This is a genomic window from Streptomyces sp. AC550_RSS872 (genome assembly GCF_019049285.1).
Taxonomy (GTDB): Bacteria; Actinomycetota; Actinomycetes; order Streptomycetales; family Streptomycetaceae; genus Streptomyces.
In genome coordinates, this window is the sequence record NZ_JAGMUL010000026.1 from 241,828 (window position 1) to 266,586 (window position 24,759).

Here is a 24,759-nt window from a genome sequence, read left to right on the forward strand (position 1 = left end):
ACCCGGCGGAACCAAGAGACTTCAGAGACTTCAACGGAGACCCCCGTCATGACACAGAGCACCACCATCCGCTGGGAACAGGACCGCGCCGGCGTCGTCACCCTCGTCCTCGACGACCCCAACCAGTCCGCGAACACCATGAACCAGGCGTTCCGCGACTCCCTCGCCGTGATCACCGACCGGCTGGAGGCGGAGAAGGACACCATCCGCGGTGTCATCATCACCTCCGCCAAGAAGACGTTCTTCGCCGGCGGCGACCTGCGCGACCTGATCCGCGTCACGCCCGATACGGCACAGGAGCTGTTCGACGGCGGCCTGGCCATCAAGCGCAACCTGCGCCGCATCGAGACCCTGGGCAAGCCGGTCGTCGCCGCGATGAACGGCGCGGCCCTGGGCGGCGGTTACGAGATCGCGCTCGCCTGCCACCACCGCGTCGCCCTCGACGCACCCGGCTCCAAGATCGGCTGCCCCGAGGTCACCCTCGGGCTGCTGCCGGGCGGAGGCGGCGTCGTCCGCACCGTCCGCCTCCTCGGCATCGCCGACGCCCTGCTGAAGGTCCTCCTCCAGGGCACCCAGTACAACCCGCAGCGTGCCCTCCAGAACGGCCTGATCGACGACGTGGCCGCCACCCAGGAGGAACTGCTCGCCAAGGCCCGCGCCTTCATCGAGGCCCACCCCGAGTCGCAGCAGCCCTGGGACAAGCCGGGCTACAAGATCCCCGGCGGCACGCCCGCCAACCCCAAGTTCGCGGCGAACCTGCCCGCCTTCCCGGCCACCCTGCGCAAGCAGACGAACGGCGCTCCCTACCCGGCCCCGCGCAACATCCTCGCGGCCGCCGTCGAGGGCGCCCAGGTCGACTTCGAGACGGCACAGGTCATCGAGGCCCGCTACTTCGTGGAGCTGGCGGCGGGCCAGACCTCCAAGAACATGATCCAGGCGTTCTTCTTCGACCTCCAGGCCGTCAACTCCGGCGCCAACCGCCCCAAGGGCATCGAGTCCCGCCCGGTCCGCAAGGTCGCCGTCCTGGGCGCCGGGATGATGGGCGCGGGCATCGCATACTCCTGCGCCCGCGCAGGGATCGACGTCGTCCTGAAGGACGTGTCACTGGAGGCGGCCCTCAAGGGCAAGGGCTACTCCGAGAAGCTGTGCGCCAAGGCGGTGTCGCGGGGCCGTACGACCCGGGAGAAGGCCGACGCGCTCCTCGCCCGCATCACCGCCACGGCCGACCCGCAGGACGTGGCCGGCTGCGACGCGGTCATCGAGGCCGTCTTCGAGAACCCGGAGCTGAAGCACAAGGTCTTCCAGGAGATCCAGGACATCGTCGAGCCGGACGCCCTGCTGTGCTCCAACACGTCGACCTTGCCGATCACGGTGCTGGCCGAGGGTGTGGACCGTCAGGCCGACTTCATCGGACTGCACTTCTTCTCGCCCGTCGACAAGATGCCGCTGGTGGAGATCATCAAGGGCGAGCGGACCGGGGACGAGGCGCTGGCCCGGGCCTTCGACCTGGTCCGGCAGATCAGGAAGACGCCGATCGTCGTCAACGACTCCCACGGCTTCTTCACCTCCCGTGTCATCGGCCACTTCATCAACGAGGGCGTGGCGATGGTCGGTGAGGGCATCGAGCCCGCGTCGGTCGAACAGGCGGCGGCCCAGGCCGGTTACCCGGCCAAGGTCCTCTCCCTGATGGACGAGCTGACGCTCACCCTCCCGCGCAAGATCCGGGGCGAGTCCAAGCGGGCCGTGGAGGAGGCGGGGGGCACCTGGACGTCCCACCCCGCCGAGGCCGTCATCGACCGTATGGTCGACGAGTTCGGCCGCGAGGGCCGCAGCGGTGGGGCGGGCTTCTACGACTACGACGCCGACGGCAGGCGTGCCGCCCTGTGGCCGGGCCTGCGCGAGCACTTCACCCGCGAGGGCGCGGAGATCCCCTTCCGGGACATGCAGGAACGCATGCTGTTCTCCGAGGCCCTGGACACGGTCCGGCTCCTGGAGGAGGGCGTCCTGACGTCCGTCGCCGACGCCAACATCGGCTCCGTCTTCGGCATCGGCTTCCCCGGCTGGACCGGGGGTGTCCTCCAGTACATCAACGGCTACGAGGGCGGCGTCCCCGGCTTCGTGGCCCGCGCGCGTGAGCTGGCGGAACGGTACGGGGAGCGGTTCGCTCCGCCGGCGTTGCTGGTGGAGAAGGCGGAGAAGGGGGAGCGCTTCGGCGACGCATGACGCCGGGCGCGACGGGGCTTTTCCTCGCCCCCGCCGCCCCTACCCGTCCCGTCCTTCTGGGGCTCCGCCCCAGACCCCGCTCCTCAAACGCCGGAGGGGCTGGGTATTTCAGCCCGTCCGGCGTTTGAGGACGAGGCCCGCAGGGCCGATGCGGGGGTCTGGGGGCGCAGCCCCCAGGGACGGGACGGGTAGGGGCGGCGGGGGCGAGGAACTGTCAGGGGGAGCCGTCTTCCTCGGACATGCCGCCCAGCCACTCCCGCAACTCCTCGCGCAACGACCGCTGAAAAGTCGTCAACAGCGCCTGCACCACCACAGGCTGCATGGACGCGGACAACGACCGCACATCCTGCGCGGCACGCTCCGATACCTCCCCACGGAACAGCTGTGACAACTCATGCGCGACGGCACGCGAGTGCTCGATGAGGACCTTGCGCGCCGCGAGGATCGCCTCCTGTGACAGCGGCACGTCCAGCAGCCCGACCCCGAGCCGCAGCAGCCCGAGATCGACGCGACAGTCACCGCCACCACCATCGGCACCGCCGCCCGTTTCGACCACCCCCATCGCGACCAGTCGCTCCACGTCCTCGTCGCCGAGCCCCCGCCCCGCCCGCCGCTCCAGCTCCCCCCGCGTCACCGTCTCCACGGCGTCCGGCGCCCAGGACGCCACCACGGCCCGGTGGATGGCGAGGTCATGGGCGTCCAGATCCGGCGGCAACTGGTGCAGATACCGCTCGATCGCGGCGAGCGTCATCCCCTGCTGCTGCAACTCCTCGATGAGCGCCAGCCGGGCCAGATGGTCCCGCCCGTAGTGCCCCACTCTGCGCGGACCGAGCACCGGCGGCGGCAGCAGCCCCTTCGTGCCGTAGAACCGCACCGTGCGGACCGTCACGCCCGCCCGCGCGGCCAGCTCGTCGATCGTGAGGGTCGTCTCCTCCGTGCCGGTCGTCATGTGCAGCAGTATCGCTGTCTCACCAGTGCTGTGACACCTCAGGTGACGACGAGGACGGTGCGGAAGTGCCGTGTGAGAATTAACGCTCTGTGACATGTGCCACCGCGTGAGCCGCGTGCTCTGGGGGAAGGTGACCCCTTGGTCTGCGCCTTTACCGAGGGCGCAGGCCATACGCACGTCCGGACACCCGAAGCGAGACCCGCTCGGGCGCACCAGAGAGTGGTACCACCCGTGAGCAAGGACGCCGTGAACACGGCCGTGGCCGCACCTCGCAGCGACGCGGCCCAGATGCCCGCGGACGCGGGCGACGCCGGTTACAGCAAGGACCTCAAGGCCCGCCACGTCAACATGATCGCCATCGGCGGGGCCATCGGCACCGGCCTCTTCCTCGGCGCCGGCGGCCGCCTCCACAACGCGGGCCCGGCGCTCGCGATCGCCTACCTGGTCTGCGGCATCTTCGCCTTCTTCGTGGTCCGGGCGCTGGGCGAGCTCGTCCTGTACCGCCCGTCGTCCGGTTCCTTCGTGTCGTACGCGCGTGAGTTCCTCGGCGAGAAGGGCGCGTACGTCGCCGGCTGGATGTACTTCCTGAACTGGTCGACGACCGGTATCGCCGACATCACCGCCATCGCGCTCTACACGCACTACTGGAGCCTGTTCACCGACATCCCGCAGTGGGTGCTCGCCCTGGCCGCCCTCGCGGTGGTCCTGGCGGTGAACCTGATCTCGGTGAAGATCTTCGGCGAGATGGAGTTCTGGTTCGCGATCATCAAGGTCGCGACGCTCGTCGCCTTCATGTTCGTCGGCATCTTCCTGCTCGCCACCCAGCACGAGGTCGGCGGCCGGACCCCGGGCCTGGACGTGATCACCGACCACGGCGGCGTCCTCCCGCACGGCCTGATGCCCGTCGTCCTCGTCATGCAGGGCGTGATCTTCGCGTACGCCGCGCTGGAGCTGGTCGGCGTCGCCGCGGGCGAGACCGCCGAGCCGGAGAAGGTCGTCCCGCGCGCGGTGAACTCGATCATGTGGCGCGTCGGCCTCTTCTACGTCGGCTCGGTCGTCCTCCTCGCCCTCCTCCTGCCCGGCTCGGTCTACTCGGCCGACGAGAGCCCCTTCGTCACGGTCCTGTCGAAGATCGGCGTCGAGGGCGCGGGCGACGTGATGAACCTGGTGGTCCTGACGGCCGCGATGTCCTCCCTCAACTCCGGCCTGTACTCCACCGGCCGCATCCTCCGCTCGATGGCGATGGCGGGTTCGGCGCCCAGGTTCACGGCCCGGATGAACCGCAGCCAGGTCCCGTACGGCGGCATCCTGCTCACCTGCGCGGTGTGCGTCCTCGGCGTCGGCCTGAACTACCTCATGCCCAGCCAGGCCTTCGAGATCGTGCTGAACGTCGCCTCCCTCGGCATCATCTCGACCTGGGTGATCATCATGATCTGCCACCTGCTCTTCGTCCGCCGCGCCAAGGCGGGCCTGGTCACCCGGCCCGGCTTCCGCCTCCCGGGCAGCCCGGTCACCGAGATCGTGACCATCGCCTTCCTGGTCGCCGTGCTCGGCCTGATGTGGAACGACCCCGAAGTCGGCCGCAAGACCCTCCTCCTCATCCCGGTCATCGCCCTGATGCTGGTCGGCGGCTGGTTCGCGGTCCGCCGCCGGGTCGCCCGCGCGGAGGACCGGGAGCTGGCCGACCTCACGAAGTAGCACGAAGTATTCGGAGGCCGTTGTCAGTGGCGGCCTCTACGGTGGCGTCATGTCGGAGATCACTTACATCCGGGGTGACGCCACCGTTCCGTCGGTGAAGGGCGTCAAGGTGATCGCCCATGTCTGCAACGACATAGGGGGATGGGGGAAGGGCTTCGTCCTGGCCATATCGCGCCGCTGGCCGCAGCCGGAGAAGTCCTACCGCGCATGGCACCGCGAGCGCGCCGCTAACGACTTCGGGCTGGGCGCGGTGCAGTTCGTCCAGGTCGAGCCGTACGTCTGGGTGGCCAACATGGTCGGGCAGCGCGGGATCCGCACCGGCAGCAAGGGTGTGCCCGTGCGCTACGAGGCGATCGAGGCGGCCCTGGCACGGCTGGCCGACAAGGCGGCCGAACTCGGCGCGTCCGTGCACATGCCGCGCATAGGGTGTGGGCTGGCCGGTGGCAAGTGGTCCCGTGTCGAACCGCTGATCACCGAGCGGTTGGTGCGACGCGGGATCGCCGTCACGGTCTACGACCATGGGGAGGGCGCAGGTTGAGCCGCGACATCGACGTGCTCGTGCTGGGCGGGGCCGGGGTGGACACCATCGTGTACGTCCCCGAGCTGCCGCTCCCGTACGCCGACAGCTACATGATCGACAGCGGGATCCAGGCCCGCGCCGGTCAGACCGGGGACTTCGTCGCCATCGGTCTGAGCGCCCTCGGGCTGCGTACCCATCACCTCGACTTCCTCGGTGACGACCCCGAGGGGGATCTCGTCCGCGCCCTGCACCGCGAGAAGGGCATCGCGCTCACCGCGATCCCGCAGCCCGCGGGGACGAAGCGTGCCGTCAACCTCGTCGGCCCCGACGGCAGGCGGCTGTCGCTGTACGACACGAGCCGCGCCCACGTCGACGACCGCTTCCCGGAGGCCACGCTGCGCGCCCTGGCCGAGGCGAGCCGCCACGTCCACGTCACCATCACCCAGCCCTGCGCCCACGCACTGCCGCTCCTGCGCGAGTCGGGCTCGACGCTCTCCACCGACCTGCACGACTGGGACGGCGAGAACCCGTACCACGAGCCGTTCGCACAGGCCGCGGACGTCGTCTTCCTGTCCGCCTCCGCACTGGCCGACCCCGAGCGGACGATGCGCCGGATCGCCGACCGCGGCCGGGCCGAGGTGGTCGTGGCCACGGCAGGCGCGAAGGGCGCGTACGTACTGGCCGACGAAGAGCTGATCCACGTACCCGCCGCGACACCGCCCGCGCCGGTGGTGGACTCCAACGGCGCGGGCGACGCCTTCGCCGCCGCGTTCCTCTACGCCTGGCTGAACCGCGAGACCCCCCGCCGCAGCGCCCTGTACGGCACGATCGCCGGCGCCCACGCGTGCACAGTGCCGTCGACAGAGACGGATGCAATAGGGCCGAACGAACTGCTCGGGCGCACTGCGACCCCCTGAGGAGCACGGGGAACTGCGCGATCAACCACGACGCAGCCGGCAGCCGCCCGACGACATGACGCCGCGCATCCAGCGGCGCACTCAGCGCTCGTGCTCGTGCTCGTGATCGCGCTTGTGCTCGTGCTCGTGCACGTCATTGGTCGCAGCGATCTTCTTCCAGGACTTCGGCTGCACCGGGACCCCGGCCACCTTCGCAACCGACGCCGCCCGAGCCGCGGCAGCACCCGGCTTCGACGGCTGGAACAGCCAGGTGCCGAAGAGCGCCGCCAGCGGCTTCCTGGACACCTCCTCGGCGTACCGCTGGAAGTCGGCCACCGAGGCGTTGCCGTGGGCGTACTTCTGCGGCCAGCCCTTGAGGATGGCGAAGAACGCGTCGTCACCGATCTCGTTGCGCAGCGCCTGAAGCGTCAGCGCACCCCGGTCGTAGACCGCGAGGTGGAACTGGTTCTCCGGCCCGGGATCACCGGGCCGCACCTGCCAGAAGGCATCGTCGGCCGCACGTGAGGCGTACACGTAGTCGGCGATCTCCTGCGCCGTCCCCTCGCCCTCGTGCTCCGACCACAGCCACTGCGCGTACCGCGCGAAGCCCTCGTTGATCCAGATGTCCTTCCAGCCCTTGACGGACACCAGGTCGCCGTACCACTGGTGGGCCAGCTCATGGACGACGATGTTGGTGTTCGACCCGTTCGCGAAGTTCCGCGGGCTGTAGTACGGCCGGGTCTGCGTCTCCAGTGCGTACCCGGTGTCGGTGTTCGGCACATACCCGCCGAGCGCGTTGTAGGGGTACGGCCCGAAGTACTCGCTCAGCCAGTCGGCGATCTCCCCGGTCCGCTCGATGCTCGCCTTCGCCGCACCGGCCTTGTCGCCCAGGTCCTTGCTGTAGGCGTTGATGACCGGAATGCCGCTCTCGCTCGTCCCCGTGGTCACGTCGAACCTGCCGACCGCGAGCGTGGCGAGATACGTCGCCTGCGGTTTGTCGGAGCGCCAGTTGTAGCGGGTCCAGCCCAGCCGTGAACTCGTCGACTGGAGCGTGCCGTTGGAGATGGCCTGCGTACCGTCCGGGACCTGCACCGACACGTCGAACGTCGCCTTGTCGAGCGGGTGGTCGTTGCTCGGGAACCACCACCAGGCGGCCTCGGGCTCGTTCGCCGCGGCGCCGCCGTCCGGAGTGCGGTGCCAGCTGGTGAAGCCGCCGTACGCCTCCTTCGACGACGGCACACCGCGGTAGCGCACGACGACCGTGATGGCCGTGCCCTTGGCCAGGGGGGCCTTCGGTGTGATCTCCAGCTCATGTTCGCCGGACGTCACGAACGACGCCTTCGCGCCATTGACCCGGACCTCGCTGACGTCCAGGAGGAAGTCCAGATTGAACCGGGACAGATCCTGCGTGGTCCTCGCCAGCAGCGTCGCCGTCCCCTCCAACTCGTCCGTGGCCGGCTGGTACTTCAGCCGGAGGTCGTAGTGCGAGACGTCGTATCCGCCGTTGCCGTAGGCCGGGTAGTAGGGGTCGCCGATGCCCGGAGCGCCGGGGGAGGGGGTCGCGGCCGACGCCGGGATCGCCAGCATCAGAGAGGCGGCTGCGAGCGCGCCCGGCGCCATGATTCTGCGGTGCACGAAAGCTCCAAGTCGTAGGGGCCCGAAGTCTGTCCGGAGCCTATTCAGTACCTGTGGCTCCGATGTGTCCATGACCACCGCTGTCACACGATCGCCATTCGGCCGCAATGGGCGGACCCGCCCCAGGGGCGTTTATCGGCCACACCGGACCTCATACGCCATCAGCCGCCCTCTTCTGCACAGGAGTTCACCGATGTACCGTCCGCGCATGCCGAAACGCATGCGCTTCACGATCTTCAGACAGCTCGCGGCGGCGGCCACAGCCGCCCTGCTGGCCACGTTCCTCGCCCCCGCCGCGGCGCAGGCCGCCGTCCCGCGGGAGAGCAAGCCGGTCTACTCGTACGAGAACGCCATCCGCGAGGCCGTATGGGTGGACACGGGGCTCGATCTCGACCGCGACGGCCGGCACGACCGCGTCGCCGTCGACGTCGTCCGGCCCCGCGAGGCGGCCGCGCAGGGCCGCAAGGTGCCGGTCGTCATGGACGCCAGCCCCTACTACTCCTGCTGCGGGCGCGGCAACGAGAGCCAGAAGAAGACGTACGACGCGAACGGCGACGTCGTACAGATGCCGCTGTTCTACGACAACTACTTCGTGCCCCGCGGCTACGCCTTCGTCGGCGTCGACCTCGCCGGCACCAACCGCTCCGACGGCTGCGTGGACGTCGGCGGCCGCTCCGACATCCTCTCCGCGAAGGCCGTCGTCGACTGGCTGAACGGCCGCGCCAAGGCGTACACGACCCGCACCGGCACCACCAAGGCCCAAGCGACCTGGACCAACGGCCGCACCGGAATGATCGGCAAGAGCTGGGACGGCACCATCGCCAACGGCGTCGCCGCCACCGGCGTCGAGGGCCTGAAGACCATCGTCCCGATCAGCGCCATCTCGTCCTGGTACGACTACTACTTCCAGCAGGGCGCCCCGCTCTACGATTCCGGCCCCGACGCGCTGTCCGACTACGTCAACAGCCCCGACGCCCGAGCCAAGTGCGCCGCTGTCCAGCAGAAGCTCGTCGACGGGGCCCCGCGCACCGGCGACTGGACGCCCCTGTGGACCGAGCGGGACTACGTGAAGGACGCCCGCAAGGTAAGGGCCAGCGTCTTCCTGATCCACGGCATGCAGGACCTCAACGTGCGGATGAAGCACGTCGGCCAGTGGTGGGACGCCCTCGCGAAGAACGGCGTCGAGCGCAAGATCTGGCTCTCCCAGACCGGCCATGTCGACCCGTTCGACTTCCGCCGCGCCGAGTGGGTCGAGACCCTGCACCGCTGGTTCGACCACGAACTCCTCGGCTACGACAACGGCATCGACCGTGAGCCGATGGCCGACATCGAACGCCACCCCGACCAGTGGGTCACCTCCAAGGTCTGGCCGCCGCGCGGCACCGACACGACCACCCTGCGCCCCGCCCAGGGCAGCCAGGCCGGCGTCGGCACCCTCGGCCTGCGTCAGGGCAAGGGCACCGAGACCTTCACCGACGACCCGCAGCGCGGCGAGACCGACTGGGCCGCACACATCGACCGGTCCACCCCCGACAAGGCGGGCTTCATCACCAAGCCGCTCACCCGTGACCTGCGTCTGTCCGGCTCCTCCGAGGTCACCGTCACCGCGACCCCGACCACCTCGACGGCACACCTCTCCGCCGTGCTCGTGGACCTCGGCCCCGACACCATCCGCGACTACGCGGTGAGCGGTGAGGGCATCAGCACGCTCACCGACCGCACCTGCTGGGGCTTGAGCACCACCGGCGACAGCGCCTGCTTCAAGGAGACGAAGGCCAAGACCGCCGACGTCGACTACACGGTCGTCAGCCGCGGCTGGGCCGACCTGGGGAACTACGCCTCGGACCGCAAGGGCGTACCGCTCACCCCGGGCAAGGCGTACACGATCACCCTCGACCTGGCGGCCACCGACCACGTCGTCCCGGCCGGCCACCGTCTCGCCCTGATCGTCGCGGGAACGGACAAGGACCTGATCGACCCGCCGTCGACCAAGCCGACCCTCACCGTCGACCTCTCCCGCACGAAGGCCCGCGTCCCGCTGGTGGGCGGCGCCCACGCCTTCGCCCGCGCCACGGCGGGATCCGTCGCCGCGACTCCCGAGACCAGGCCCCTCGACGGCGTGGCCCCGCCGCGCACCGCCCAGCGCATCCCGGAGGGAGGCCGGTGACCCGTACCCCTACCCGTACCCGAACCCGCACCCTGACCCTCGCCGCCGGGGCCCTCGCCGCGTCCCTCGTGGCGGTGCCCGCCCAGGCGGCCGACTCCCCGCCCCGCACCGGCTTCGAGCAGTCGAACGGCGCCCGCTGGACCAGCCAGCAGGAGGAGCAGAGCTTCCTCAGGGCCGTCGACAGGGCGAGCGACCGGGTCTCCGTCACCCGCGTCGGTACGACGAAGCAGGACCGTCCGCTCCAGCTGGTCCGGATCGGCACCCGCCCCGCCCCGAACAAGGTGCTGCTGGTGTGCAGCCAGCACGGCGACGAACCGTCCGGCCGCGAGGCCTGTCTTTCCACCGTCCGCGATCTGGCCTACGCCAAGGACCGCCAGACCCGGCGCTTCCTGGAGCGCACCACCCTGCTGGTCGTGCCCACCGCCAACCCCGACGGCCGGGCCGCCGACACCCGGGGCAACAGCGACGGCGTGGACATCAACCGCGACCACCTCGCGCTGCGGACCGCCGAGGGCCGCGCCATGGCCGCGGTCGTCCGCGACCAACGCCCCGACGTGATCTACGACCTGCACGAGTACGGCGCAACACCGCAGTACTACGACAAGGACCTGTTCGACCTGTGGCCGCGCAACCTCAACACGGACGCGCACGTCCACGACGAGGCGCAGACCCTGTCCCGGGCCTATGTGCGCCCCGCCGCGACCGGCTCCGGCTACTCGACGGGCACGTACGGCATCTGGACCGACCCCGTGACGGGCGAACCGATCAAGCAGGTCGCCGGTGACGGACAGGAACGCATTCTGCGGAACATGTCCGGCATCAAGCACTCGGTGGGCCTGCTCATCGAGAGCCGCGTCGACCCCCTGACCGAGGAGGAGAAGGCCGACGCATCGCTCAACAACCGGCGTCGGGTGTACTCCCAACTGGCCGCGCTGGACGGCCTGTTCGACTTCACCGACGTCCGTCGCCGACAGGTCGAGACGGCGACCGGCACGGCCCGTCTCGCGGGCTTCGCCGACACCGGGCCCGTCTACGTCGGCGGCGCCGACAACGACGAGCCCGAGCCCGCCGAGGTGATCCAGGACCCGCCCTGCGGCTACCGGCTCACCACCGACCAGTACCGGCAGGTGAAGGACGAACTGGCGCTGCACGGAGTGAAGTCCAGGGCGACCTCCACCGGCGCCCTGGTCCCGCTCCGCCAGTCCCTGCGCAACCTCGTCCCGCTGCTCCTCGACGAGCGCGCCCCGTACCGCATCACGGCCGGTCAACCCGACACCCACTGCACAAACGGCTGAGATCGACGGGATCTGTGGTAGGTCCTGGGAGACGACGTGGAACCGGCGTATCCACCGTTCACCGGGGAAGGTGCCGCAGATGACTGAGGATCTGAAGAAGAGAGGTGGCCGGGAAGGTCCGTCGGACGTTTCCGGCCACCCCAGCACAGACCGAGTGGTGTTCGGCGTCACCGCCGCCATCACCGTGGCTTTCGTGATCTGGGGCTGGGCTGCCACGGACTCGCTGGAGAGCGTGTCCACGAAGATGCTGAACGGCCTGATCCACAACGGCGGCTGGGCCTTCATGCTCGCCGCCTCGTGCTTCGTGGTGTTCGCGCTGTGGCTCGCGATCAGCCGCTACGGCCGCATCCACCTCGGCGCCGAGGGCGAGAAACCGGAGTTCAAGACCGTCTCCTGGGTCGCGATGATGTTCAGCGCCGGCATGGGCATCGGCCTGATGTTCTACGGCGTCAGCGAGCCGCTCTCGCACTACACGACCCCGCCCCCGGGCGCGAACCCCGCCAACTCCGGCGAACGCATGGAGACGGCGATGGCCACCACCCTCTTCCACTGGACGCTGCACCCCTGGGCGATCTACGCGGTGGTCGGACTCGGCATCGCCTACAGCACCTTCCGTAAACGCCGGCGCCAGACCATAAGCGCGGTCTTCACCCCGCTGATCGGGGAGAAGCACGCGAACGGCGCCGGCGGCCGGGTGATCGACATTCTCGCGATCATCGCCACCGTCTTCGGCTCCGCGGCCTCCCTGGGCCTGGGCGCCCTCCAGATCGGCTCCGGATTCCAGGAACTGGACTGGATGGACGACGTGAGCACCGGCCTGCTCGTCGCGATCATCGCGGTGCTGACCCTCGCCTTCGTGGCCTCCGCCATCTCCGGCATCGAGCGGGGCATCCAGTGGCTGTCCAACACCAACATGGTGCTCGCCCTGATCCTCGCGCTCTTCGTGTTCATCGCGGGCCCCACGATCATCGTGCTCGACCTGCTGCCCACCTCGATCTTCGCCTACCTCGGCGACCTGCCCCAGCTCGCCGGCCGCACCGAGGCCAGCGGCGGCGAGGGCGTCGCGGACTGGCTCGGCAGCTGGACCGTCTTCTACTGGGCCTGGTGGATCTCCTGGACGCCGTTCGTCGGCATGTTCATCGCCCGGATCAGCCGCGGCCGCACCATCCGCCAGTTCGTCGGTGGCGTCATCCTCGTGCCCAGCACCGTCAGCCTGATCTGGTTCGCGATCTTCGGCGGTACGGCCATGAAGCTGAAGGAGGGCGGCGCGCTCGGCGGCGAGGAGACCCCCGAGGGCCAACTCTTCGGCGTCCTCCAGGAGTTCCCCATCGCCACCGCCACCAGCCTGCTGGTGATGATCCTCGTCGGCATCTTCTTCGTCTCCGGAGCCGACGCCGCCTCCATCGTGATGGGCACCCTCTCCCAGAAGGGAGCCCTGGAACCCGGCCGCTTCGTCGTCGTGTTCTGGGGTGTGGTGACCGGAGCCGTCGCCGCCATCATGCTCCTCGTCGGCAGCGGCCAGGGCGACGCGCTCACCGGCCTACAGAACCTCACGATCCTGGCCGCGGCGCCGTTCGTCCTCGTGATGATCGGCATGTGCGTCGCCCTCATGCGCGACCTGCGCCGGGACCCGATCATCGTGCGCAACGAGATGGGTTCGGAGGCCGTCGAACTCGCCGTGATCGAGGGCCACAAGAGGTACGACGGCGACTTCGAGATCAGGGTCGGTCCGGGCCCCGGCACGGAGACGGAGGGCGACCCACTGGGCCACGACCACGGCTGACCGGGGCACCTGGGGGCGGAGAAGGCGTCAGGACGGCCTCCTGCGCCCCCAGGTCCATCAACGCGCCCCCGGCAATCCCTGAGGTGGAGCCGGGACGATGAGCGGAATATGTCATGCCGCGCTCATATCGGTCCCGTCCTGGGGATACTCACACCATGTCTGCCGAGTACGCGACCTTCGGCCTGGCACCGGCGATGCGTGCCGGTGGCGTCCTCGCCAACGGTGACTACCAGGTGCACCGGGACTTCGTGGACTTCATCGTCGACGGACGCCCGCTGCTGTTCCAGCTCTCCGACCTCGACGCCGTCTCCCCGCTGGCCTCCGACGTCCCGCCCGCCATCTTCACCGCCCAGGTCCGCAGCCTGCTCCTGGAGGCGGAGGCCCCGCTTCCAGGCGGCCGGTACGTCATCTACGGATGCCCCGACTGCGAGGACCTCGCCTGCGGCGCGGTCACCGCGCTCATCGACCAGGACGGCGACGACTACATCTGGCGGGACTTCGCCTGGCAGACCGACGAACACGCCGACCTGGAGCTCAACGGCTACCACGGCATCGGCCCCTTCCGCTTCCGCGCCGCCGAGTACCGCGCGGCGCTCGGCTCCCTCCTCGACCGCGACGCCGCGGCGCCGCGGCGCCGCGTACTCCTCATCGGCGCCCGCGTCGCCGTCCTTGCCAAGCTCGCCGCCGCCCTGCGCACCATCGGCATCGGCGCCGAGATCACCCACGACGTGAGCGGAGTCGCAGCCGACGAACTGCGCACCTACGGCGCCGTCGCCTTCGGCCGCGGCATCGGCGTGGAGCAGCGCGCCGCCGTACGCCGCGCCTTCACGGACGCCGGGGTCGAGGTGGCGTACGTCGACGGCCTCGCGCCGATCGTGCCGTTGCTGGTCGCGCAGATCGAACACGCCCTGGACCGCAGCCCTGCCGAACAGCGCCGGCTGATCCGGCTGGTGGCCGCCGACGGGGAGGCGGGGGTCGAGGTCACCTCGCGGTGCCGGGTTCGCCTCACCGCGTATCGCGTCGACCGGCTGTACCGGACCCATGCGCATGAGGTGTTCGACGGGGTGCTGGAGGCGGGGCGGCATCGGATCGCGCTGGATGCGCGGGCCGTGAAAGGGGAGTCGTTCGTTGTGGCTCGCACGTCGGGGAGTGTGTTGGTGGAGGCCATGGCGCGGTAGCGGTCGGCTCGGTGTCGCGAGAGGGGGTGCCCCGTCGTCCCGTCACGCGTCTGCCGGTCCGTCGTGGCTGGTCGCGCCCACGCGGCGGAGCCGCACATCGATACAGCCCCGCGCCCCTTGGGGGCGTTGCCCGCCCCGGCGATCTTGTGCGCCGGGAAACGCCGACGCGTCCGAGGGAGCGCGCGCATTAGGATCGCTCCCTGTGACCGCAACCCTCGTCGTCAAGAATCTCGCCGCCGGACACGGTGACCGTTCCCTGTTCAGTGGGCTCGACCTCGTCGTGGCGCCCGGCGACGTGATCGGGCTGGTCGGGGCCAACGGCGCGGGCAAGTCCACGCTGCTGCGGCTGCTCGCCGGGCTGCTCGTACCGGAGGAGGGCGAGCTGCGGCTGTCCCCGCCGACCGCGACCGTGGGCCACCTCCCGCAGGAGCCCGAGCGGCGTCCCGGCGAGACCGTCCGGGCGTTCCTGGCCCGCCGCACCGGAGTCGCCGAGGCCCAGCGGGTGATGGACGAGGCGACGCAGGCCCTCGTCGAAGGGGCACCCGGCGCGGACGACGCGTACGCCACGAGCCTGGAGCGCTGGCTGGACCTGGGCGGCGCCGACCTCGACGAGCGGGCCGAGGAGGTCGCCGACTCGCTGGGACTGGCGGTCGACCTGGACCAGCCGATGACGTCCCTGTCGGGCGGACAGGCGGCCCGCGCGGGGCTGGCCTCGCTCCTGTTGTCCCGCTACGACATCTTCCTGCTGGACGAGCCGACGAACGACCTCGACCTCGACGGCCTGGAGCGCCTGGAGCGCTTCGTCGGCGGTCTGCGTGCCGGGACCGTGGTCGTCAGCCATGACCGCGAGTTCCTCACCCGCACCGTCACCAAGGTCCTCGAACTCGACCTCGCCCAGCAGCAGATCAACCTCTACGGCGGCGGCTACGAGGCCTACCTGGAGGAACGCGAGGTGGCCCGCCGGCACGCCCGCGACGACTACGAGGAGTACGCCGACAAGAAGTCCGCCCTCCAGGACCGGGCACAGATGCAGCGCTCCTGGATGGACAAGGGCGTCAAGAACGCCCGGCGCAAGGCGAACAACGACAACGACAAGATCGGCCGCAAGTTCCGCAGCGAGGCCAGCGAGAAGCAGGCCGCGAAGGCCCGCCAGACCCAGCGCATGATCGAGCGTCTGGATGTCGTCGAGGAACCGCGCAAGGAGTGGGAACTGCGCATGGAGATCGCGTCGGCGCCCCGCTCGGGGGCGGTGGTCGCTACCCTGCGGGACGCCGAGGTACGACGCGGCGACTTCACCCTGGGCCCGGTGTCCCTCCAGATCGACTGGGCGGACCGGGTGGCGGTCACCGGCGCCAACGGCGCGGGCAAGTCGACGCTGCTGGCTGCCCTGCTGGGCCGCGTCCCGCTGACCGCGGGGCAGGCGCACGTCGGCTCCGGCGTGCTCATCGGCGAGGTCGACCAGGCCCGCAAGCTCTTCCACGGCGAGGAGTCCCTGCTGGACGCCTTCTGCGCCGCGGTCCCGGACACCGAACCGGCGGAAGTCCGCACCCTCCTGGCCAAGTTCGGCCTGAAGGCGGAGCACGTCCTGCGCTCGGCGGCCACCCTGTCCCCGGGCGAACGGACCCGCGCGGCCCTCGCCCTCCTCCAGGGCAAGGGCGTCAACCTCCTCGTCCTGGACGAACCCACCAACCACCTCGACCTGCCGGCCATCGAGCAGCTGGAATCGGCCCTGGACGCCTACGAGGGCACGCTGCTCCTGGTCACCCACGACCGCCGGATGCTCGACGCCGTCCGCGTCACCCGCCGTCTGGAGGTCGCCGACGGCAAGGTGACCGAACGCTAGGCCCGGTGCTCGGGGGGCGGGTGTGTCAGCGCCTGGGGTTCAGCAGGGCGCACACGAAGTTCTCCTGCACGGCCCGAAGTTTCCGCAGCAGGTCGGGCTTCGTGGCCTCGTTGATCTGTGTGGTGGCGGAGAAGGTCAGCGACCGCCGTCCGTCCGGCGTCGCGGCGATCAGCTGCGTGTAGCCGAGCGTGTTGCCGGTGTGCCCCAGCACCACACCGCACCGGGTCGTGTACCGGAAGAGGGCGAGCCCGGCGGCGTTGCGCCCCGGCCCGGCCGGCTCGGGAGCGGCGGCGGGGTGGGGCGAGGCTCGGCATCGGTACTCCCTGAGCGGCGGCGGGACTCGCGGGCTGGGCGTCCAGCTTCGCCCGTCGGCGTCCGGTCAGCCGCTCGCGCTACGGCACTCGGCCCAACGGGCCGTGCCCTCGGGATCCGCCGAGCTGCGTCGCCAGCCCCGGGTACTCGACGACGAAGCCCTCCTCGTCGAACGTGATGTCGCGGCGGAAGTCGTCGGAGACGAAGCGGATGCGGTGCCGGCCCAGGTGGGTGTAGGTCTGCCGGGCGGGGAGGACGGCCAGATCGGGCACCGACACCCAGGCCATCAGGAACTCCCGTTCCCCGGAGGCCAGATGGAGACGGTGCCGCAGTATGGGCATCGTGTTGGTGAGCGGGCACAGGCCCAGGTCGCAGTCGAGGGCGCCGTCGACGCCGGGCAGGTGCTCGCCGTCCACCGTCCACCGCCCGGCTCCGTCGTGCCGCAGGTCGAGCCTGCGTACGCCGCCCGCCGACTCGACGGTGACCCGCAGCCGGCGCGTCACGAAGGCCTCGGCCGTGTCGAGTTCGTACGAGATCCAGTACGGCTCCGGAACCGTGCCGACCGCTCGGCCCCGCCCTCGCAGGGCGTCGTCGTCGAAGTCGACCCAGGCGGTCTCGATGCCCTCGCTCTCCGACACTTCCCAGGTGATGACGCGTGACATCGGCATGGCGCCACCCTACGGGCCAACGGCCCGGACCCTCCGTGTCATGGCGGAGAGCCCGGGCCCGCGTGTCCTCTCAGCGCTTGCCCTTCTTGGGGTCGACCAGACCCGCGCGGCGCAGTGCGTCGGCCATGGCGCTGTTCGCCGGAGGCGGCGGCGCCTGACGCGAGCCGCCTCCGCCGCCCCCACCCTGCCGGCCCTGACGCTGCTGCGGCGGGCGTCCGCCGCGCTGCCGGCGTTCGCCGCCGCCCCCACCCTGCCCACCCTGCCGGCCCTGCGCGGCCGCCTCGTCGTCGAGACGCAGCGTGAGGGAGATCCGCTTGCGCGGAATGTCGACGTCGAGGACCTTCACCTTGACGATGTCACCGGGCTTGACCACGTCCCGCGGGTCCTTGACGAACGTCTTCGACAGCGCGGAGACGTGTGCCAGACCGTCCTGGTGGACGCCGACGTCGATGAACGCCCCGAAAGCGGCCACGTTCGTCACGACGCCCTCCAGGACCATCCCGGACTCCAGGTCCGAGATCTTCTCGACGCCCTCCTTGAAGGTGGCCGTCTTGAAGGCGGGACGCGGGTCGCGCCCAGGCTTCTCCAGCTCCTTGAGGATGTCGGTCACGGTCGGCAGACCGAACGTCTCGTCCACGAAGTCGTTCGCCTTCAGCGACCGCAGCACGCCCGTGTTGCCGATGAGCGCGGCCACCTCCTGACCGGACGTCTTCACCATGCGCCGGACGACGGGGTACGCCTCGGGGTGCACGCTGGAGGCGTCCAGAGGGTCGTCGCCGCCGCGGATCCGCAGGAAGCCCGCGCACTGCTCGTAGGCCTTCGGGCCGAGCCGCGCCACGTTCTTCAGCTGCGAGCGGGACGTGAACGGGCCGTTGGAGTCCCGGTGGGACACGATGTTCTCGGCGAGGCCGGAGGTGATGCCGGAGACGCGCGCGAGCAGTGGCGCGGAGGCGGTGTTGACGTCCACGCCGACGCCGTTCACACAGTCCTCGACCACCGCGTCCAGCGAGCGCGACAGCTTCACCTCGGACAGGTCGTGCTGGTACTGGCCGACGCCGATCGACTTCGGGTCGATCTTCACCAGCTCGGCCAGCGGGTCCTGGAGGCGGCGCGCGATGGACACCGCGCCGCGCAGCGACACGTCCATGTCGGGCAGTTCCTGTGAAGCGAACGCCGAGGCCGAGTACACGGAGGCGCCGGCCTCGGACACCATCACCTTGGTGAGCTTCAACTCCGGGTGCCTGGTGATGAGTTCACCGGCGAGCTTGTCCGTCTCGCGGGACGCGGTGCCGTTGCCGATCGCGACCAGTTCGACCGCGTGCTCCTTCGACAGCCGGGCCAGTTTGGCGATCGCCTCGTCCCACTTGTTGGCCGGGACGTGCGGGTAGATGACGTCGGTGGCCACCACCTTGCCGGTCGCGTCGACCACGGCGACCTTGACGCCCGTACGGAAGCCAGGGTCCAGGCCCAGCGTGGCGCGTGTGCCGGCCGGGGCGGCGAGCAGCAGGTCGCGGAGGTTCGCCGCGAAGACGCCCACGGCCTCGTCCTCGGCGGCCGTGCGCAGGCGCAGCCGCAGGTCGATGCCGAGGTGGACGAGGATGCGGGTCCGCCAGGCCCAGCGGACCGTGTCCGTCAGCCACTTGTCGGCGGGGCGCCCGCGGTCGGCGATCTGGAACTTGTGGGCGACGATCCCCTCGTACGACGAAGGGCCGTCGGTCGGCTCCTCGGGTTCCAGGACGAGGTCGAGGACCTCCTCCTTCTCGCCGCGGAGCATCGCCAGGATGCGGTGCGAGGGCAGCTCGGTGAACGGCTCGGCGAAGTCGAAGTAGTCGGCGAACTTCGCGCCGGCCTCCTCCTTGCCCTCCCGCACCTTCGCGGCCAGCCGTCCGCGCACCCACATGCGCTCGCGCAGCTCGCCGATCAGGTCGGCGTCCTCCGAGAACCGCTCCGTGAGGATCGCCCGGGCGCCGTCCAGAGCCGCCTGGGGGTCGGCGACGCCCTTGTCGGCGTCGACGAAGGTGGCGGCGGCGGCGAGGGGCTCGACAGTCGGGTCGCCGAGCAGGCCCTCGGCGAGCGGCTCAAGACCGGCCTCCCGAGCGATCTGCGCCTTTGTCCTGCGCTTGGGCTTGTACGGCAGATAAATATCCTCGAGCCGCGCCTTCGTCTCGGCGCTGCGGATCTGGGCCTCCAGCTCGTCGGTGAGCTTGCCCTGCTCGCGCACCGACTCGAGGATCGCCGTCCGTCGCTCCTCCAGCTCCCGCAGGTAGCGCAGCCGCTCCTCGATCGTGCGCAGCTGCGCGTCGTCGAGCATCTCGGTCGCTTCCTTGCGGTAGCGGGCGATGAAGGGCACCGTCGAACCGCCGTCGAGCAGCTCCACGGCAGCCTTCACCTGCCGCTCTCGTACGCCGAGCTCCGCGGCGATCCTGCCTTCGATGGACCCTACGAGGGGTGTCGTCACGATCCCGTCCCGCCTTCTCACTGAGGTTGCGCGGCAATTGTGGCAGGTGGCACCGACAACCGGGGATCAGGGCGGCGACGTGGCCCGTCGCGGCGGGTCGGAATCAAGCCCGACGACTGCGTGTACTGCTCGATGCACCTCCGAAGAGCCGAGCGAGAGCCCGGAACGGCAAGGTCACGACGGTGGCGATGGCGCCGCCTGTCTGCCGGAGCACATCTGCGATCGCACGGAACACGTGATTACTCCTTCCTCTTCCTCAGCTTGAGGACCGGGTACCGCGCCTCGGGCGGGCTATGCGATGCGTTTTTTCAGCGCGTCCGGCGTTTGACGACAAGGGTCAGGCCCTGCCGAGGAGGTCCGGGGGGAACGCCCCCGCTGCCACCGCCGCCCGTGCGAACTCCGCCCCGAGTTCCGTCAGCCGTCCGACCCCCTCCGCCCCGAGGTGCTCATACGGCGCCCGGTCGAGCCGGTCGGTCTCGGATTCGATCCGTTCGCGCAGCGCGACCCCCTCCGACGTCAGCTCGCCCGCATCGTCCAGCAGACCACGCTCACGCAGCCGGCCCGACGCCGCGTCCCAGTCCTCCTGGCTCCAGCCACGCGTCGTGAACACCCACTTCGGCGTCATACCCCTGCCGGTCGCCGTGTGGGTGACGACGGCCTCCAGCCCGTCGAGCCCGGCCGACATCAGTACGGCGAGATGCCCGTCACCCCGGTGCTCCCGCAGCAGCGTCGTGGCGTGGAAGTAGGCCAGGTGCGGTTCCTCGGGCACCGCCAGATCCGCGTGGGCCGAGTACAGCGGCCGCGCGCTGCGGGAGCACGCCTCGGTCGCGCGCAGTGCGAGCCCGGCGGCCTCAGCCATCTCCGGGGACGTCACGACGGCCTCGCCCAGGAGTCGCCGCAGCGTCCCGTCGACGGCACGCGCGCGTGCCGCCAGGACGTCCTCGGGCGAGGCGATCGCCCAGACCGCGGGGACGTGCCGGGCCACCAAGTCGTGCTTGTAGTTGTAGAACGTCGCCGTCACCACCCCCGCGCCGACCGGCCCCAGCGCGGCCGCCCGCACCGCGAAGTTGACGGCCCTGGGGTGTGTGATCCCCAGGGCGCCCAGTTCCCTGCCCGGCTCGGGGGCGAAGTAGGACGTCGCGTGCAGGGAGTTGAGCACGTTGTGGCAGCGGCGGCCGGCACGTGGCTCGAGGGTGGCAGCAGTCATGGGCAGGGAGGTTACCAACCGCTTGGTACGTTCCCTCGGGCTCGTGCGCGCTCATGGCAGGAAAGGTGGGGAGCACGTCATTGTGGTCATGATGCCGGCCCCGAAGAATCGATGGCATGGCGCAGCGAACCGTTCTCTTCGTTCTCTTCGACGGTGTACAGAGCCTCGACCTCACCGGCCCGCTGGAGGTGTTCACGGGGGCCGAGAAGCACCAGCCGGGCACTTATCGCATCCGAACGGCCTCCCTGGACGGCCGCCCCGTCCGCACGTCCAGTGGCCTGACCGTCGTACCGGACGCAGCCCTCGCCGACGTGTCCGGCCCGCACACCCTCCTCGTACCGGGCGGCGAAGGCACGCGCGAGCCGCAGCCCGAGGTGGTCGACTGGCTGCGTGCGCACGGCCCCCGTGCCGAGCGTCTGGTCTCGGTCTGCACCGGCGCGATCCTGCTCGCGGCGGCGGGACTGCTGGACGGTTGCCGTGCCACGACCCACTGGGCGTACTGCGACAAGCTCGCCCGGGACCACCCCGAGGTGCGGGTCGACCCGGACCCCATCTTCGTGCGTGACGGGCACGTGGCCACCTCCGCCGGCGTCACCTCCGGCATCGACCTGGCGCTCGCCCTGGTCGAGGAGGACCTGGGCCGGGACGTGGCCCTCGGCATCGCGCGGCACCTGGTGGTGTTCCTGCGCCGGCCTGGAAACCAGGCCCAGTTCAGCGCCCAGCTCGCCGCCCAGACCGCCCGGCGCGAGCCCCTTCGGGACGTGCAGCGCTGGATCACCGAGCACCCCGACGCCGATCTGAGCGTCGAGGCCCTTGCGGCCCGCGCCAGCCTCTCCCCGCGCCACTTCGCCCGCGCCTTCCAGGCGGAGACCGGGATGCCCCCCGGCCGATACGTGGACCGGGTCCGGCTCGAACATGCCCGTCGCCTGCTGGAGGACACCACGGACGGCGTCGAGGAGATCTCCCGCGCCAGCGGCTACGGCACCCCGGAAGCCATGCGGCGCGCCTTCGTCAAGACCCTCGGGGCGGCCCCGGTCGAGTACCGCCGCCGGTTCCACCCCGTACCGGCCCACTGATACCCCTGCCGAAAGGAAGCACCGTGCAGATCGCCATGGTCCTCTACGACCGCTTCACCGCCCTCGACATCGTGGGGCCCTACGAGGCGTTGAGCCGCATCCCGGATGTACGGGTCGACTTCGTCGCCGAGGCCGCGGGGCCCGTGCGCGCCGACACCGGGTTCCTCGCCCTCACGGCCGACAAGGCCCTGGCCGACGTACCGCACCCCGATGTGGTGGTGGTGCCGGGCGGACCCGGAACGTTCACCGAGATCGAGAACGAGGTCCTCCTGCGGTGGCTCAGGACCGCCGACGCCACGAGTACCTGGACGACCTCCGTGTGCTCCGGCTCACTGCTCCTCGCCGCCGCAGGCCTCCTGGAAGGCCGCCGTGCCACCACGCACTGGCTCACCCTCGACTTCCTGCCGCAGTACGGCGCCGAGCCCACGGGCGAGCGGGTCGTACCGGACGGCAAGTACATCACCGCGGCCGGAGTCTCCTCCGGCATCGACATGGGGCTGACCCTGGTCGGGAAGATCGCCGGTGACGAACACGCCCAGGCCGTCCAGCTGTTGACCGAGTACGACCCGCAGCCGCCCTACGACGCCGGCTCCCCGCAGAAGGCGCCCGCGCACCTCGTCGAGGAGTTCCGCACCAACAGCCGCTTCAGCCTGACGTAGGAACGCTCCAGGTGAAGCGCGGCTGCCTGCGCTCCAGGAACGCGGCGACGCCCTCCGCGGTGTCGCCGCTTCCGCGTGCCTGCTCCGCCCAGTGCTCGTCGCGGTCGGTGCGCCCGTCCGTGAACTCCTTCGCCGCGGCCTGGGTCAGCTGGGAGCGCGCCACCAGGGTCCGGGTGAACTCCGTTACCCGCTTGGAGAGTTCGCCCTCGGGCAGCACCTCGTCCACCAGGCCTGTGCGCAGTGCGCGATCCGCGTCGATCAACTCACCCGAGAACAGGAGGTACTTGGTGGTGGACGGCCCCACCAGCGATGCCAACCGCCGGGTGGAGGACGCCGAATAGACGATCCCGAGCTTGGCCGGCGTCACCCCGAACAGCGACCCCTCCTCGGCGAACCGCAGATCGCACGCCGCCGCCAGCTGGGACCCGCCCCCCACACAGTGCCCCCGGATCGCCGCCAGGGTCGGCTTCGGGAAGGCGGCCAGGGCCTCCTCGGCTGCCACGGACAGCCCCTGCGCCTCCTCGGGCGACCCCTGGAGCGTGGAGATGTCGGCGCCCGCGCAGAACGTCCCGCCCTCGCCGGTCAGCACCAGCGCCCGGACGGCCGGATCGGCGGCCAGCGTGCCGAGCAGCGGCGGCAGCGCCCGCCACATCGCGGCCGTCATCGCGTTGCGCTTGGCCGGATGGTGGACGACGACGGTGGCGACCGAGTCGGTGACGCTGTGCAGCAGCTGGGGCTCCATGGGCCGGATGCTATCCGGCGGCCTCGAACGGCCGGTCAGGAAGGGTGAAGGGCGGAGTTACGGACCCGGCGCAAAGGGGACTTGGAGGGGGCGATCGAGGAGGCGCCGATGGAAGGCTCCACCAGACCCACGGGCGAGGCGGCGAGGCTGCACCGCGGCTTCGGCCGGCTCGCCGCGCTCGGCGTGATCCTGGTCCTCGCCGGTCTCGTCGGGCTCGTCTACACCGGCGTCGCCACCCTGACCTCGATGATCCTGTTCGGCTGGCTGCTGCTGATCGGCGGTGCCGTGGGGCTGCTGCACGCGGTCCAGGCCCGCGGAGACAGCTTCTTCTGGCTCGCGGTGGTGGTCGCGGCGCTGAACATCGCGGCCGGCGTGGTGGTGATCCGCACCCCGGAGGCGGCGGCCGAGGCGCTCACCATGTTCGCCGCCCTGCTGTTCCTCACCGGCGGGCTGTTCCGGCTGGCGGGCAGCCTGGTGGTGCGTGGCCCACAGTTCGGCTGGACGCTCGTGCAGGGCGCCTTCGGACTGCTCCTGGGCATCCTGGTGCTGGCCGACTGGCCGAGCAGCAGCAAGTACGTGATCGGGACCTTCTTCTCGCTCGCCCTGCTCTTCGACGGACTCGGCCTGATCGCCACCGGCTACGGTGGACGCCGGGTCGTGAGCATGGTCTCGGAACAACTGATCACCGAGAGTGACGATCGGGGTCGGCCGGAACGGCGGTGACGTCAAACCCGTACAACCCGAATAGTTCGTGAAGTCGGCACAAGCGGCGTCGGAGCGGTCCCACAACTGACCGTGTCATACGCCAACGGTCAGAAACGCTCGATACTCGGTGACTTGTGTTCAGTTCTACGGTCCGGACCTGCGCGTTACCAACACTCGACGTGTGGTGACAATCGAGCGTGAGGGTGGCGACCGGACGATGGAGAACCACGGGCGCGGGTCCGGCCCACGCCCAGGAGGTGGCGCGGACGAGTCGCTCGTCCAGCGGCCGCCGCATCCACTGCCGTACGAGGGCGTCTGGCGGTTCACCGCCCCAGCCGTCGACGCCTCGGTCCCGCAGGCCCGGCACGCCGTCCGGGACCTGCTGTACCGCCAGGGCGTACCGGTTTCGGACGATCTGGTGCAGGGAGTGCTGCTGATCGTGTCGGAGCTGGTCACGAACGCCGTCCGGCACGCGGCGCTGCTGTCGCCGACGCTCGCCGTGGAGGTCGCCGTCGGCGCCGAATGGCTGCGGGTCTCGGTGGAGGACAACCACCCCTACCGCCCCACCGCCCTGGAGGCCGACCACGGCCAGACCGGCGGCCGCGGGCTGCTCCTGGTCCGTGAGGTGACCCGGGAGGCGGGCGGCGTGTGCGATGTCGAGCACACGGCGAGCGGCGGCAAGGTGATCTGGGCCGCCGTCCCGCTCAAACCCGTGCGCGTGCCCTAGCCCTCGTCAGCAGTCCTC

Annotated in this window: 20 protein-coding genes and 1 pseudogene; 13 read left to right on the plus strand and 8 right to left on the minus strand. The window is 70.5% G+C overall.

Features of this window, described 5'->3' with window-relative positions; genetic code table 11:
• Positions 1-48 precede the first annotated feature (48 nt).
• Positions 49-2,223 (plus strand): 3-hydroxyacyl-CoA dehydrogenase NAD-binding domain-containing protein, encoded by a 2,175-nt coding sequence (locus KUM44_RS12775; protein WP_217207941.1) that lies wholly within the window; start codon positions 49-51, stop codon positions 2,221-2,223.
• Positions 2,224-2,437: 214 nt separating this feature from the next.
• On the opposite strand, the gene KUM44_RS12780 is transcribed toward KUM44_RS12775, so the two are convergent.
• Positions 2,438-3,172: a MerR family transcriptional regulator gene (locus tag KUM44_RS12780; RefSeq protein WP_217207942.1), complete on the minus strand. Its 735-nt coding sequence runs from the start codon at positions 3,170-3,172 to the stop codon at positions 2,438-2,440.
• A gap of 231 nt (positions 3,173-3,403) precedes the next feature.
• Here KUM44_RS12780 and KUM44_RS12785 point away from each other — a divergent pair, with 231 nt between their 5' ends.
• From KUM44_RS12785 to KUM44_RS12795, 3 genes are read left to right on the plus strand one after another with little or no spacing between them, the layout of a single operon-like run.
• A complete protein-coding gene (locus KUM44_RS12785; RefSeq protein WP_217207943.1) occupies positions 3,404-4,870 on the plus strand; it encodes an amino acid permease in 1,467 nt (488 codons plus the stop codon).
• A 49-nt stretch (positions 4,871-4,919) separates the two neighbouring features.
• Positions 4,920-5,408, plus strand: a complete 489-nt coding sequence (locus tag KUM44_RS12790; RefSeq protein WP_217207944.1) for a macro domain-containing protein — start codon at positions 4,920-4,922, stop codon at positions 5,406-5,408.
• Complete coding sequence (locus tag KUM44_RS12795) at positions 5,405-6,307, plus strand: PfkB family carbohydrate kinase (protein ID WP_217207945.1); 903 nt, start codon at positions 5,405-5,407, stop codon at positions 6,305-6,307. The genes KUM44_RS12790 and KUM44_RS12795 overlap by 4 nt, the downstream gene beginning before the upstream one ends.
• 81 nt (positions 6,308-6,388) lie before the next feature.
• On the opposite strand, the gene KUM44_RS12800 is transcribed toward KUM44_RS12795, so the two are convergent.
• Positions 6,389-7,921, minus strand: a complete 1,533-nt coding sequence (locus tag KUM44_RS12800) for a M1 family metallopeptidase (RefSeq protein ID WP_217207946.1) — start codon at positions 7,919-7,921, stop codon at positions 6,389-6,391.
• A gap of 208 nt (positions 7,922-8,129) precedes the next feature.
• Between KUM44_RS12800 and KUM44_RS12805 the strand changes: the two genes are divergently transcribed.
• From KUM44_RS12805 to abc-f, 5 genes are all read left to right on the plus strand, one after another.
• Positions 8,130-10,088: a Xaa-Pro dipeptidyl-peptidase gene (locus tag KUM44_RS12805; RefSeq protein ID WP_217207947.1), complete on the plus strand. Its 1,959-nt coding sequence runs from the start codon at positions 8,130-8,132 to the stop codon at positions 10,086-10,088.
• Positions 10,085-11,383, plus strand: a complete 1,299-nt coding sequence (locus KUM44_RS12810; protein ID WP_217207948.1) for a M14 family metallocarboxypeptidase — start codon at positions 10,085-10,087, stop codon at positions 11,381-11,383. The genes KUM44_RS12805 and KUM44_RS12810 overlap by 4 nt, the downstream gene beginning before the upstream one ends.
• Positions 11,384-11,462: 79 nt before the next feature.
• Positions 11,463-13,166: a BCCT family transporter gene (locus tag KUM44_RS12815; protein ID WP_217207949.1), complete on the plus strand. Its 1,704-nt coding sequence runs from the start codon at positions 11,463-11,465 to the stop codon at positions 13,164-13,166.
• A 155-nt stretch (positions 13,167-13,321) separates the two neighbouring features.
• Positions 13,322-14,344, plus strand: coding sequence for an oxidoreductase (locus tag KUM44_RS12820; RefSeq protein ID WP_217207950.1), 1,023 nt, complete (start codon positions 13,322-13,324; stop codon positions 14,342-14,344).
• A gap of 202 nt (positions 14,345-14,546) precedes the next feature.
• Positions 14,547-16,187 (plus strand): ribosomal protection-like ABC-F family protein, encoded by a 1,641-nt coding sequence (gene abc-f, locus KUM44_RS12825; protein ID WP_217207951.1) that lies wholly within the window; start codon positions 14,547-14,549, stop codon positions 16,185-16,187.
• A gap of 25 nt (positions 16,188-16,212) precedes the next feature.
• Here the strand turns inward: abc-f and KUM44_RS12830 are convergent.
• The 5 genes and pseudogenes from KUM44_RS12830 to KUM44_RS12845 form a co-directional block, all read right to left on the minus strand.
• Positions 16,213-16,473: pseudogene (locus KUM44_RS12830) on the minus strand (peptidase S12); the annotation flags it as partial.
• A gap of 106 nt (positions 16,474-16,579) precedes the next feature.
• Positions 16,580-17,167, minus strand: coding sequence for a putative glycolipid-binding domain-containing protein (locus KUM44_RS12835; RefSeq protein ID WP_217207952.1), 588 nt, complete (start codon positions 17,165-17,167; stop codon positions 16,580-16,582).
• A gap of 70 nt (positions 17,168-17,237) precedes the next feature.
• Positions 17,238-19,625, minus strand: coding sequence for a Tex family protein (locus KUM44_RS12840; protein WP_217207953.1), 2,388 nt, complete (start codon positions 19,623-19,625; stop codon positions 17,238-17,240).
• A gap of 103 nt (positions 19,626-19,728) precedes the next feature.
• The gene (locus KUM44_RS45340; protein ID WP_308402595.1) at positions 19,729-19,860 is read right to left on the minus strand and encodes an LPFR motif small protein; all 132 of its coding nucleotides are present in this window, start codon (positions 19,858-19,860) and stop codon (positions 19,729-19,731) included.
• 102 nt (positions 19,861-19,962) lie between these two features.
• Entirely contained in the window at positions 19,963-20,832 is an 870-nt protein-coding gene (locus KUM44_RS12845) for a hypothetical protein (RefSeq protein ID WP_217207954.1), read from the minus strand.
• Positions 20,833-20,948: 116 nt separating this feature from the next.
• Here KUM44_RS12845 and KUM44_RS12850 point away from each other — a divergent pair, with 116 nt between their 5' ends.
• Positions 20,949-21,908 carry a GlxA family transcriptional regulator gene (locus tag KUM44_RS12850; protein WP_217207955.1) on the plus strand — a complete coding sequence of 320 codons (960 nt, stop codon included), beginning with the start codon at positions 20,949-20,951 and terminating at the stop codon, positions 21,906-21,908.
• 23 nt (positions 21,909-21,931) lie between these two features.
• Positions 21,932-22,567: a DJ-1/PfpI family protein gene (locus tag KUM44_RS12855; protein WP_217207956.1), complete on the plus strand. Its 636-nt coding sequence runs from the start codon at positions 21,932-21,934 to the stop codon at positions 22,565-22,567.
• Here KUM44_RS12855 and KUM44_RS12860 read toward each other — a convergent pair.
• On the minus strand, positions 22,554-23,309 hold the full coding sequence (locus tag KUM44_RS12860; RefSeq protein ID WP_217207957.1) for an enoyl-CoA hydratase/isomerase family protein: 756 nt from the start codon (positions 23,307-23,309) through the stop codon (positions 22,554-22,556). The two genes, KUM44_RS12855 and KUM44_RS12860, sit on opposite strands and share 14 nt — an antisense overlap.
• A gap of 108 nt (positions 23,310-23,417) precedes the next feature.
• Here KUM44_RS12860 and KUM44_RS12865 point away from each other — a divergent pair, with 108 nt between their 5' ends.
• Together KUM44_RS12865 and KUM44_RS12870 are read left to right on the plus strand one after the other, a co-directional pair.
• On the plus strand, positions 23,418-24,032 hold the full coding sequence (locus KUM44_RS12865; protein ID WP_217207958.1) for an HdeD family acid-resistance protein: 615 nt from the start codon (positions 23,418-23,420) through the stop codon (positions 24,030-24,032).
• A 199-nt stretch (positions 24,033-24,231) separates the two neighbouring features.
• Positions 24,232-24,741, plus strand: a complete 510-nt coding sequence (locus KUM44_RS12870; RefSeq protein WP_217208142.1) for an ATP-binding protein — start codon at positions 24,232-24,234, stop codon at positions 24,739-24,741.
• The last annotated feature ends 18 nt before the right edge of the window (positions 24,742-24,759 follow it).

What these genes read in the sequence shown, in the direction of transcription:
- KUM44_RS12775 (WP_217207941.1), top strand. Translation starts at nt 49, where the DNA reads ATGACACAGAGCACCACCATCCGCTGGGAACAGGACCGCGCCGGCGTC.
- KUM44_RS12780 (WP_217207942.1), bottom strand. Translation starts at nt 3,172, where the DNA reads ATGACGACCGGCACGGAGGAGACGACCCTCACGATCGACGAGCTGGCC.
- KUM44_RS12790 (WP_217207944.1), top strand. Translation starts at nt 4,920, where the DNA reads ATGTCGGAGATCACTTACATCCGGGGTGACGCCACCGTTCCGTCGGTG.
- KUM44_RS12805 (WP_217207947.1), top strand. Translation starts at nt 8,130, where the DNA reads ATGCCGAAACGCATGCGCTTCACGATCTTCAGACAGCTCGCGGCGGCG.
- KUM44_RS12815 (WP_217207949.1), top strand. Translation starts at nt 11,463, where the DNA reads ATGACTGAGGATCTGAAGAAGAGAGGTGGCCGGGAAGGTCCGTCGGAC.
- KUM44_RS12820 (WP_217207950.1), top strand. Translation starts at nt 13,322, where the DNA reads ATGTCTGCCGAGTACGCGACCTTCGGCCTGGCACCGGCGATGCGTGCC.
- KUM44_RS12835 (WP_217207952.1), bottom strand. Translation starts at nt 17,167, where the DNA reads ATGCCGATGTCACGCGTCATCACCTGGGAAGTGTCGGAGAGCGAGGGC.
- KUM44_RS12845 (WP_217207954.1), bottom strand. Translation starts at nt 20,832, where the DNA reads ATGACTGCTGCCACCCTCGAGCCACGTGCCGGCCGCCGCTGCCACAAC.
- KUM44_RS12850 (WP_217207955.1), top strand. Translation starts at nt 20,949, where the DNA reads ATGGCGCAGCGAACCGTTCTCTTCGTTCTCTTCGACGGTGTACAGAGC.
- KUM44_RS12860 (WP_217207957.1), bottom strand. Translation starts at nt 23,309, where the DNA reads ATGGAGCCCCAGCTGCTGCACAGCGTCACCGACTCGGTCGCCACCGTC.
- KUM44_RS12865 (WP_217207958.1), top strand. Translation starts at nt 23,418, where the DNA reads ATGGAAGGCTCCACCAGACCCACGGGCGAGGCGGCGAGGCTGCACCGC.
- KUM44_RS12870 (WP_217208142.1), top strand. Translation starts at nt 24,232, where the DNA reads ATGGAGAACCACGGGCGCGGGTCCGGCCCACGCCCAGGAGGTGGCGCG.